Origin of the sequence: Nitrosomonas sp. (assembly GCF_019752415.1) — a bacterium.
Lineage (GTDB): Bacteria > Pseudomonadota > Gammaproteobacteria > Burkholderiales > Nitrosomonadaceae > Nitrosomonas.
The window spans coordinates 1-11,262 of record NZ_JAIEME010000038.1 but is presented as its reverse complement, the minus strand read 5'-3'; the positions used below and the strand labels follow the sequence as shown (position 1 = coordinate 11,262).

The window sequence follows — 11,262 nt, the reverse complement described above, 5'->3', positions numbered from 1 at the left end:
CTGACTGTTTTAACACTGAGTGACAACTTATTGGCGATGGATGTTAAAGATTCCCCGCCAACTATAAGTCTAAAAACATAGAACTCCCGGTCTGAGAATGTTGTGTGAGCCAGTTTCTCAGCATCTGGAATAGGATTAAAGAAGAGCTTCTCTGCCAGCTCAGGATTGACATACTTTCCGCCCTCAGCGAGCCGGCGAATCACACTAATCAGCTGATCGGTTGGACTGTCTTTCGTCAAATACCCAGATGCTCCAGAACGAATTGCCCGAATCGCATATTCATCTTCCGGGTACATGCTTAAAACCAGAACACATGAAGCAGCATTCGCTGATAACATTCTTTTCAGAATGTCCAGCCCATTGATATCGGGCAAATTAATATCCAACAGCGCAATATCCCAATCGCACTCCTTCGCCTTCTTTAAAATATCCTTCCCATCAATGGCTTCCGCAACCACATCGATATCGTCTGTTTCATTGATAATTCGTTTAAGTCCGTCACGAAATAAAGCATGATCATCTGCAATCAGAACTTTAATCATTGATTAATTCCCCAACATTTGTTGTTGCTATGGTAAGCGGTATCTTGAGTGTGACAACACTACCCTGAGAAGGCACCCCGGATATCTCCAGTTTACCGCCGATTTGCTGTGTCCGCTCATTCATGCCGATTATTCCGAAAGACTCAGGATTCAGCATTTGTGATTCGGTGATCCCGACACCATTATCTTTGATGGTAATCAAAATGTCATCCTCATCTTCAGAGAGCTCAATATCGACCCGGGTAGCTTGTGAGTGCCGGACTATGTTAATAAACACTTCCTGAATCACTCTAAAAATACTGGTTTCAAAGTGCTTATTACTCAAAGATAAATTTGATATCGTTGATTCTAATTCGCATCTAATATTGGTGCGTTGCTCAAATTCGCGTATTTGCCATTCGATCGCACCGTACAATCCTAAATTGTCCAGTACATTGGGACGCAAATTTATTGAAACCCTTCGTGCTGTTTCGATGGCTTCGCCTGTTAGCTGATAAAGCGATCTGATCCGTTCATGCATTGGATCCGCACTTATTTTCTTTGAGAGCCAATCCAAATCCATTTTCAGAACAGTTAAGGTTCCACCTAGAACATCATGTATTTCTCGGCCAATCCGGGTTCTTTCCTCTTCCCTGACATCCTGCAAATGTGTCGTTAATTGGCGGAGACTCTCGATCATCCGCTTACTTTCCGTAATGTCTTCAATCATGCATAAATGGCATACTTCCCCATTACCCATGATCTCAAATGGCACGATAGAGATTTCAATCCAGATAATGGACATATCCGGGCGCAAGACTCTTTTGGCTAGCTTGCAATCATACGACTGATCATTGATGAATTTCTCGATATCACTCAGGTAGGAGAATACATCATCCGGATGAAGAATATCCGACTGATTGACACCAATAAGCTCATCCACACACCTTCCGGCTATGAATGCATACTTCGGATTTACATCGTAATATTTTCCCGTTGACAAATTAACCAACGCAATGCCCAGCGGTGCTTTTTCAAAGATGGTCTGAAACCGTTTTTGTGCTTTCCGGTTACTTTCTTCGATGCGCTTTCTTTCGATTGAATAGCGAATAACCCGTGCCAGAACACCCTCAGTCAGACTCCCCTTAACGAGATAATCCTGCGCACCGGCTTTAATCGCTTTGATTGCAAGTTTTTCATCATCCCTGAAAGATAACACTGCGATAGGTATATCGGCAGCGCTTTCACGCAATCGATTAATCGTTGTAATTCCATCGCTATCGGGTAGCGTAAGATCCGACAAGATGAGATCAAATGACTGCTGTTGAATTAATTGCAGCGCAGAATCTAATCGTTCCGTATGAACCACAGAAATCTGATCACCCATCGCTTGTTGTAAGTCACTTTGCACAAGTATTGCGTCAGTTTCATTATCTTCAATTAATAAAATATGAATCTTGTTCGGGATCATGACAGATTATGGTTCATATAATATTGCAGTAGAAAACCAGAAATCTTTAATTGATCTTGCTGTTTTTATACATTCATCAAAATCCACCGATTTTCTAATATAACCATTCGCATGACTATTATAGGCAGCTTTGATATCTTCCTTAGTCACAGAAGAGGTGTAGACAATGACAGGGATGCTAGTGAATTCAGGGTCTGCTTTCAATTCAGCTAAAACCTCGAGTCCATTTTTTCTCGGCATATTTAAATCCAGCAAGATGAGATCTGGACGAGGCGCGTGAAGATTCTGTCCTTGTCGCTTTAGAAACTCTAATGCATACACACCATCTTCTGCTGCATAGATTTCGCTATTCGCTTCACAGAATGCAAAAGCCTCTTTAATCAACAAAACATCTGTAGGGTTATCATCTATCATCAGAATTACGCTGGGATAAGTATTATTTTTATAGCGCATTGCAAATACTTAATTAATTTTTGGAATTGAAAAATAAAATGAGGAACCTACATTGGGTTCTGATTTGACCCAAATGCTCCCCCCGTGATGTTCGACAACTTTCTTACAAATTGCTAAACCGATGCCTGCACCTGCATATTCTCTACGACTATGCAGCCGTTGAAATACCCGGAAAATCCGCTCTAAATATTGCGCCTCTATACCAATTCCGTTATCACTCACCGAAAAAACCCATTGATCTGGACTTTCTTCTACACCCACATGAATTCGTGGTGGCTGCTCTCTTTGAAATTTAAATGCATTATTGATTAAATTAGTAAATAACTGAATAAGCTGGAAAGGAATACCGCTAACTACGGGAAGCTTATCACGAGTGATTATCGCGTTACATTCGCTACTCGTGACCGACAAATCAGCCAGAACATTGCTGAGCAAACATTCACAATCCACTTCTTTCAGGGTTTGATTCGCATTGACTTGTGCATAAGTTAACAGATCATCAATCAGTATCTGCATGCGACTTGTACCGGCCACTACGTGCGAGATCATGTCATTTGCACGCTCATCCAATTGATTGTTAGCGTATTTCTTCAGTAGCTGTACAAAGCTGCTAATCGTACGCAATGGTTCCTGCAAGTCGTGCGTAACAACATACGCAAATTGCTCAATCTCATCGTTAGAACGCGCTAATTCAGCGACTTGCTCCTCCATTTTTTGTTCCAATCGCTTGTATTCCGTCACCTCGGTGCGTATTGCAACGAATTGATACGGAGAACCGGCATGATCGAGACATGGAACAATTGTGGTATCAACCCAGTAATAAGTACCATCTTTAGCGCGATTCTTGATTTCCCCCTTCCAGGTTTCACCCTTCGCAAGGGTAGTCCATAAGTTACGTATAAATTCTTTAGAATGATAACCGGAGTTAATAATCCGATGATCTTGCCCGATTAATTCTTCGCTTGAGTATTGGGAAACAGAGCAAAACTTTTGATTAACATACTTTATTTTTCCCTGTTTGTTGGTTATTGCTAAAATGGCATGCTCATCAAACGCCCTTTCAATCATTCTGATTTCACTCAACGAAGCTGTTTGTCCATCAACAAGCTGCTTTTGTTCCAGCCATAGACCGAGATCATTGGCTATATTTTGCAAAAACACAGAATCTTCATCTGGCGACCATCTTACTCGATTGCTATCTTCATAAAAAATACAGACTTGTCCGCGAATCTCTTCCTTAACAAGGATTTGGACCGAAAATTGATATTCTAAAGCATGCACAAATTCATTGGATGTAAAGCATTGATTATCTATTTCGATGAGAGGAAAAACATCACCCGAACAGCGCCATGCTAATCCCATCTGTTCAATAATTTTTTGACACAAATCATCAATAGAACGAATAGTCAGCATGTCACGGGAAATTTCATATAGCCATGCGATTTTATTCAATTTCTCGTGCGCTTCACTCTCATTCATACTTGAAAGATTGCCTCTATCAAGCACCGCGTTGGAAATGAACTGCGTTTTGTGCGCTATGTTGCTTGGATTCGACTTTCCGCGAGAATCACTTAATGAATTTTGTGCCGAATCCAAAAACTTATCGGGGGTAAATTTCTTATTCCAGCCGGCTTCTTTTTGTAAGCTCATATCGCTTTTAACCGAGAATCACGGTAATACGCCTGTTTCTCATGGATGCCTTCATTGATAATCACCTAGCTCTGTTCTGATGTTCACTATGACAAAAAAAAATTGTAACTCCCATCATATCCATCTGAAATATTAAAAACCATAGGAATATTCTGATTGTTTTTCCATTTGATTTTTTGAGTACTGCCCATTCCGGGCTGATATTGACTGGAAATTTACACAGAAAACTATCCGGCACAATTGCGACAATATAGTTCCTGCAATTTATGCTCATAATTTCTTATGACTGAATGTAGTATTTCCTATTCCTAAATAGGAAGTTACTGACAAAGCAATCATTAATCGGCTGCCGTAGAACTCAGCTTCAATTTTGATAAATTATGAAAGGATAGAAGATGAGAGTTAATCATCCGGTTACCAATACAGAATATCCCATTAACGACGATACGTTAATCGTATCAACCACCGATACGAAGGGAAGAATCACTTATATTAACCCAACCTTTATTGAAGTCAGCGGCTTCTCCGAAGATGAACTAATCGGCAAAGCGCATAATATTGTGCGTCATCCGGATATGCCTCCTGAAGCATTTGAGGATTTATGGAACACATTGAAACAGGGTTTACCCTGGACAGGATTGGTTAAGAATCGCCGTAAGAATGGCGATTTCTACTGGATCAATGCCAATGCAACCCCCTTACTGGAAAATGGGAAAATTACCGGTTATTTATCAGTTCGCACCAAAGCACCTCGCACAGCAATTGAGCAGGCTGCGCCGATTTATCGAAAGATCCTGGATGGTAAAGCACCTAACCTGAAGATCGAGAAAGGTCAGGTGATGCGTACCGATCTGGTTGGGAAACTTTCTGCGCTTTTTAAAATGACCATGAGTAAACGAATTGCTCTTTTTATGGCCATTCCCGCTTTATTCTTATTGTCTGCCGGCGGTATTGGCTGGTGGGGTCTTGCACAAAATCAGATTCCCGCATCACTGAGCAGCATGATTGCCGGAATAACTGTAACCGGCGTAGCTGTGATGTTCTATCTTGCTTTTAGTATGATACGAAATACACTGTCTCCACTCGCACAAGCAACTGACATTGCAAACAAACTGGCTGCCGGAGATTTAACGCATCAATTTTCCATTAACCGCAGTGATGAATTTGGTGAATTATTAAAAGCACTCATTCAGACGGGAATCAACCTGAGAGCGACAGTACTTGATGTGCAAAAAAATGCCTTATCCGTTCGTCAGGCAACCGGTGAAATTGCTTCCGGCAATCTGGATTTATCACAACGCACAGAGGAACAAGCCTCTTCGCTAGAAGAAACAGCCTCAAGCATGGAAGAATTAACCTCAGCCGTGCGTCAGAACACGGATAACTCCGTGAGTGCCAGTCAACTCGCCTTGACAGCCAGCGACATTACCGCCAAAGGCGGAATCATGATGAAAGAAGTTGTTACCACGATGTCGGCAATCAGTGAAAGCTCAAAGAAGATCGCGGACATCATTAATGTCATTGATGGCATCGCCTTCCAAACAAATATCCTGGCGCTCAATGCGGCCGTAGAAGCGGCGCGCGCTGGTGAGCAAGGCCGAGGATTTGCGGTCGTAGCAACAGAAGTTCGTAACCTAGCGCAACGCAGCGCCACAGCAGCCAAGGAAATTAAAACTCTGATTGATGATTCTGTACAAAAGGTTGATGAAGGGACCGCATTAGTTAATCGGGCAGGTAAAACAATGGACGAAATCGTCGGGTCCATTAAACATGTGACTGAAATCATGTCAGACATCACTTCAGCCTCCAAGGAACAAAGCACTGGTATCGAACAGGTCAATCAAGCAGTAACTCAAATGGATGAAGTCACACAACAAAATGCAGCATTGGTAGAGCAGGCAGCCGCTGCCGCCGCCTCGCTGGAACAGCAAGCACATGAGTTAGTCGGCGCCATTTCCATATTCAATGTGGCACACAATACGGCAAAACGGCAAGCTGCCGTGGCTCAACTGGCTGACAAAAGAACCGGATCAACGGAAAGTAACAACCTTCACAATAGCAACAGTCATTTAAATAAAAGAAGTAAAATTGCTGTCGGTGATCACAGTGATCAATGGAGTAAATTCTAGGAATCTTAACCATTCTCTGAGGCATCTTCATCTCAATTAAAATGGCCAGCAAAAAAGCTGGCCATTTTTATATTAGAATCTATGCAAGGTAAACTAGTGCCCGAAATTGAATACTAAGAATAACCCGGATGTCTCAGTGAAAACAGCAACTATGTCTGAAAGCACCATTCCTTTATACACAGAACGTTATACAGCACCATCCTGGCTACCCGGCGGTAATATACAAACACTTTATCCTTATTTCAATAAGCCTGCGCAACTGTTCATGTACCGGCGCGAACGCTGGGAACTTGATGATGGTGATTTCATCGATGTGGATTGGGCAGACGGATCTGCCGATTCGCCTTTAGTAATATTCTTCCATGGGCTCGAAGGCGACTCATCCAGTCACTATATTTTAAGTATGATTAATAGCCTGAGAACCTACCACTGGCGTAGCGTTGTTATTCATTTCCGTGGATGCTCCGGGATACCCAACCGCTTGTCTCGCGCCTATCACGCCGGCGATTCCACTGAAATCGATTGGATGCTGCGGCGTATTAGCAATCAAATGCGAGCAGAAAACGTGGCGCAACCGATTTATGTGATGGGCGTTTCGTTGGGTGGCAATGCGCTATTGAAATGGCTGGGTGAAAAAGGGGGACAAGCAAAAGAGCTCGTGGCAGGCGTTGCAGCAGTATCCGTTCCGCTTGATCTGGCGGCTGCCGGTTCAGCTCTGGATATCGGGTTCAATCAAGTGTATACCCGTCATTTTCTAACGACACTCAAAACCAAAGCGTTTGAAAAACTGGAACAGTTTCCCGGCTTATTTGATGCCCAAGCGCTCAAAAAATGCGCATCAATTTATGATTTTGACAATCTGGTTACGGCACCCTTGCATGGTTTTCGCGATACCGATGACTATTGGCGGCAGTCAAGCAGCAATCAATGGCTCAGACATATCAAAGTACCCACTTTATTGATTAATGCGCGAAATGATCCTTTCATGCCAGCATCTGCATTACCGGATCAACAAGCGGTATCCCCCACTGTCACTTTGGAATTTCCGGAGCATGGCGGCCACGTCGGATTCATGCAAGGTCCATACCCAGGAAAGTTAAATTGGCTGCCACAAAAGATACTCAGTTTCTTTCACTACCAATGCCAGCAGACTGAGCACGAACGACCCTAAATTTTAAAAAGTTCTGCTGATTTCAACATAATGTAGAATAGCGCTCGATTGTATAAATTTCCGTGTCACCTCAGACTCGAATTGTAACTTCATGCCAACCAATCCCGCTTTTATCCATTTGCGATTACACAGCGAATACTCCATTCTGGATAGCACGATCCGTATTCCCGAGGTGGTTGCCAAAGCAGTGGCCGACCAGATGCCCGCATTGGCATTGACTGACCTCTCGAATTTCTTCGGCCTGGTCAAATTTTACCAAAGCACTTATAAAAATGGCATCAAACCAATTCTCGGCTGTGATGTCTTCATCACCAATGAATCCGATCGTAACAAGCCAGTCCGGCTTTTACTGCTCTGCCAATCGCGCGCCGGTTACTTACTGTTATCCCGTCTGTTATCCCGCGCCTATCGGGAAAACCAGTATCATGGCAGAGCCGAGATCAAGGAATCGTGGTTGCATTCGAATGAATCGGGTACGCAAGGATTGATCGCGTTATCAGGCGCTCGCTTTGGCGACATCGGATTGTCCATTTTGCAAAATAATTTGCAACAAGCGGAAATTCTGACGCAAAAATGGGCGAATTTTTTTCCTGATCGATTTTATATTGAAATCCAGCGGGATGGTCACGCCAATGAAGTCATGCTAGTCCAGCAATCGTTGGTATTGGCCAAAAAATTCAATCTGCCTGTTGTTGCCACGCAGGCAGTACAATTTCTGAACGCAGAAGATTACCGGGCGCATGAAGCGCGAGTTTGTATCGCAGAAGGCCATACCTTGGATGACAAACGCCGCCCGAGAAATTTTACAGAACAGCAATATTTCAAAACACAGACCGAAATAGCCCAACTGTTTGCCGATATTCCCAGCGCTTTAGTGAATTCGATTGAAATTGCCAAGCGCTGCAATCTGGTATTGGAACTGGGTATAAACCGGCTGCCGTTGTTTCCCACACCCAATAATGAGAGTCTGGAACAATATCTACGCGATCAGGCTGCAGCCGGTCTAATACAGCGGATGTCCAGCCTGTTTCCTGATGAAACCGTGCGCAATGACAAAATGCTCAAATATCAATCGCGCCTTGAGTTTGAAGTCAACACCATTATTCAGATGGGGTTCGCCGGATATTTCCTGATCGTTGCCGACTTCATCAACTGGGCTAAACACAACGATGTGCCAGTCGGTCCCGGGCGTGGTTCCGGGGCTGGATCATTAGTAGCGTATTCATTGGGAATCACCGATCTCGATCCATTGCGCTACGACCTGCTGTTTGAACGCTTTTTGAATCCGGAACGCGTCTCCATGCCCGATTTTGACATTGATTTCTGCCAGGACCGGCGCGAATTGGTCATTGAGTACGTCAAGCAGCGCTACGGCATGGAAAAAGTTTCCCAAATTGTCACGTTTGGCACGATGGCAGCCAAAGCGGTGATTCGCGATATCGGCCGGGTTCTGGATTTGCCGTATAACTTTGTCGATCAGCTCGCCAAACTGGTACCCTTTGAGATCGGCATGACGTTAAAAAAAGCGCGCCAGATCGAGCCGCAACTCAATCAACGCGCCGCGGAGGAAGAAGATGTGCGCAATTTGCTCGAACTGGCGGAAAGCCTGGAAGGCATCACGCGCAATGTCGGCATGCATGCCGGTGGTGTCTTGATCGCTTCCGGAGAAATCACGGATTTTTGTCCGATCTACTGTACGGAATCCGGTGATTCGGTCGTCAGCCAGTTGGATAAGGATGATGTCGAGAAAGTTGGTTTGGTCAAATTCGACTTTCTGGGATTACGCACGCTAACCACACTGGATCGCGCTGTCGGCTATATCCGTCAATCGCATAAAAACGCGCAATCTTCTACAGAAATTGCCTCCGTTGCCCGGCCTTTTTCACTGGAGACATTACCGCTTGAGGATGAGCGCACCTACGCATTAATGCGAAAAGGCAACGCAGTCGGTATCTTTCAGTTTGAATCGCGCGGCATGATTGATTTACTGCAAAAAGCAAAACCGGATTGTTTTGAGGATATCATCGCATTGGTCGCGTTGTACCGCCCCGGCCCGATGGATCTGATTCCGGAATTTATTGACCGCAAACATGGCAAAAAAACGATTGAGTATCTCGATCCTCGTCTGGAATCGATTCTAGGACCAACGTATGGGATCATGATTTATCAAGAACAGGTCATGCAGATTGCGCAAGTGATCGGCGGCTACAGCCTCGGCAGCGCCGATCTATTGCGCCGCGCGATGGGCAAGAAAAAAGTTGAGGAAATGGCGCAACAACGCGATATTTTCGTGAATGGCGCGGTCAACAATGGCTTAAGCAAAGATAAAGCCACCGAACTGTTCGGCTTGATGGAAAAATTCGCTGGTTACGGTTTTAACAAATCCCATGCCGCTGCCTATGCACTGATCGCCTTCCAAACCGCTTATTTGAAGGCGCACTACCCGGCGGAATTTATGGCGGCGTGTTTGTCCGCTGACATGGATGACACCGACAAAGTGCATATTTTTGTTGAAGACACCATCGCCAATGGATTGACGATACTGCCGCCGGACATCAATCGTTCCGGCTACCGTTTTATCCCGGCGGACGACAAAACCATCCGCTTCGGTCTCGGCGCGGTGAAAGGTACCGGGGAATCTGCGATCAGTTCGATCATTGCGGTGCGCGAACAAACCGGGCCGTTTACTGATTTATTCGATTTCTGTAACCGTGTCGACCGGCGTATCGCCAATCGACGCGTGATGGAATCACTGATCCGCGTGGGCGCGTTTGACGCCATCAATCCAAACCGTGCCAGCTTGCTGGCTTCTGTCGGTCTGGCAATCGAATCTGCTGAACAAGTGAGCCGGTCTTCCAGTCAGGCCAATTTATTCGGTGAAGTAGGCGATCAATCCCATATGCAACCACAACTGGTTCATGCGGAATCATGGTCTGGCCGGGAAAAACTACGCCATGAAAAAATCGGCCTGGGTTATTATTTTAGCGGACATCCATTTGATACCTACGACGCAGAACTCAAACGATTCATCCGCACCCGGCTGGATCGGTTGAATCCAAGCCGCGATCCACAACTGCTCGCCGGAATCATTCATTCCATCCGCGTTCAAATGACGCGCCGCGGCCGAATGGGCGTCATCAATCTGGACGATGGCAAAGCGCGTGTTGAATTGGTCATTTTCAGCGAATTGTTCGATGCGAATCGCTCCTGGTTAAAAGAAGATCAACTTCTGATCGCGGAAGCGAAAGTCAGTAACCGCGGATACAATGGCGAAGAAGGCGACGAACTGAGAATTACCGCCGAGCAGCTCTATGATTTCGCCGGAATACGTTCCCGCTTTGCCAAGCAAATCAGAATTCACTGCGATCCCACGACACTCAGCCAAGTTTCCCGCCTCAAAACGCTGCTGGCACCCTTCTCCAATCAAACGCAGAAACCCGGATTATCCGGCAACCATAATCACCCAGTTTGCCCGGTCGCTGTCATCTATCACAATAATTTTGCCAGTGGCGAGCTTGAGTTGGGGAATGACTGGCGGGTTAATCTGCATGATGACTTGCTGCAATCGTTAATCGCGCAATTCAAAACTGAGAATATTGAAATTGTGTACTGAGTCATTAAGAATCAAGCATATTTGATTGAAGCGACCAGATATGCGCTGCCAAGTAGGAATTCCGGTTTGAGATGACTTGGCAAAAGCACGCGCAAACGGGATTTCTCTGGGCATGCCCTTTTTTCCATCCAAAAGCACTACTGTCCCATTAACTTTCAAAGTAGAGACATCTGAATATGAGAGGGGTGATACAGGTTATGCGGGTCACCTCGCAATAAAGCCATCAAATCGCGCTTTTCAAATAAATTGAGCTG

Annotated in this window: 7 protein-coding genes; 3 read left to right on the top strand and 4 right to left on the bottom strand. The window is 44.9% G+C overall.

Translation table 11 applies throughout. From position 1 onward, the window contains the following. The 4 genes from K2P83_RS07520 to K2P83_RS07505 all read right to left on the bottom strand — a co-directional run. Positions 1 to 542: response regulator transcription factor (locus tag K2P83_RS07520; protein WP_292927846.1), on the bottom strand; the 542-nt coding region annotated here is incomplete at its 3' end. Then, positions 535 to 1,992: a response regulator gene (locus K2P83_RS07515; protein ID WP_292927845.1), complete on the bottom strand. Its 1,458-nt coding sequence runs from the start codon at positions 1,990 to 1,992 to the stop codon at positions 535 to 537. The genes K2P83_RS07515 and K2P83_RS07520, both read right to left, overlap by 8 nt. A 6-nt stretch (positions 1,993 to 1,998) precedes the next feature. Then, positions 1,999 to 2,445, bottom strand: a complete 447-nt coding sequence (locus K2P83_RS07510; RefSeq protein WP_292927843.1) for a response regulator — start codon at positions 2,443 to 2,445, stop codon at positions 1,999 to 2,001. Positions 2,446 to 2,454: 9 nt separating this feature from the next. Then, on the bottom strand, positions 2,455 to 4,095 hold the full coding sequence (locus K2P83_RS07505; protein WP_292927841.1) for an ATP-binding protein: 1,641 nt from the start codon (positions 4,093 to 4,095) through the stop codon (positions 2,455 to 2,457). 395 nt (positions 4,096 to 4,490) lie between these two features. Here K2P83_RS07505 and K2P83_RS07500 point away from each other — a divergent pair, with 395 nt between their 5' ends. From K2P83_RS07500 to dnaE, 3 genes are all read left to right on the top strand, one after another. Next, on the top strand, positions 4,491 to 6,224 hold the full coding sequence (locus tag K2P83_RS07500; protein ID WP_292927839.1) for a PAS domain-containing methyl-accepting chemotaxis protein: 1,734 nt from the start codon (positions 4,491 to 4,493) through the stop codon (positions 6,222 to 6,224). A gap of 151 nt (positions 6,225 to 6,375) precedes the next feature. After that, a complete protein-coding gene (locus K2P83_RS07495) occupies positions 6,376 to 7,395 on the top strand; it encodes a hydrolase (protein ID WP_292927847.1) in 1,020 nt (339 codons plus the stop codon). Between the two features lie 91 nt (positions 7,396 to 7,486). Further along, on the top strand, positions 7,487 to 11,008 hold the full coding sequence (dnaE, locus tag K2P83_RS07490; protein ID WP_292927837.1) for a DNA polymerase III subunit alpha: 3,522 nt from the start codon (positions 7,487 to 7,489) through the stop codon (positions 11,006 to 11,008). The last annotated feature ends 254 nt before the right edge of the window (positions 11,009 to 11,262 follow it).

Bases quoted from the DNA above. Each gene is read 5' to 3' on its own strand.
- K2P83_RS07515 (WP_292927845.1), bottom strand. From the start codon at position 1,992: ATGATCCCGAACAAGATTCATATTTTATTAATTGAAGATAATGAAACT.
- K2P83_RS07510 (WP_292927843.1), bottom strand. From the start codon at position 2,445: ATGCGCTATAAAAATAATACTTATCCCAGCGTAATTCTGATGATAGAT.
- K2P83_RS07505 (WP_292927841.1), bottom strand. From the start codon at position 4,095: ATGAGCTTACAAAAAGAAGCCGGCTGGAATAAGAAATTTACCCCCGAT.
- K2P83_RS07500 (WP_292927839.1), top strand. From the start codon at position 4,491: ATGAGAGTTAATCATCCGGTTACCAATACAGAATATCCCATTAACGAC.
- K2P83_RS07495 (WP_292927847.1), top strand. From the start codon at position 6,376: ATGTCTGAAAGCACCATTCCTTTATACACAGAACGTTATACAGCACCA.
- dnaE (WP_292927837.1), top strand. From the start codon at position 7,487: ATGCCAACCAATCCCGCTTTTATCCATTTGCGATTACACAGCGAATAC.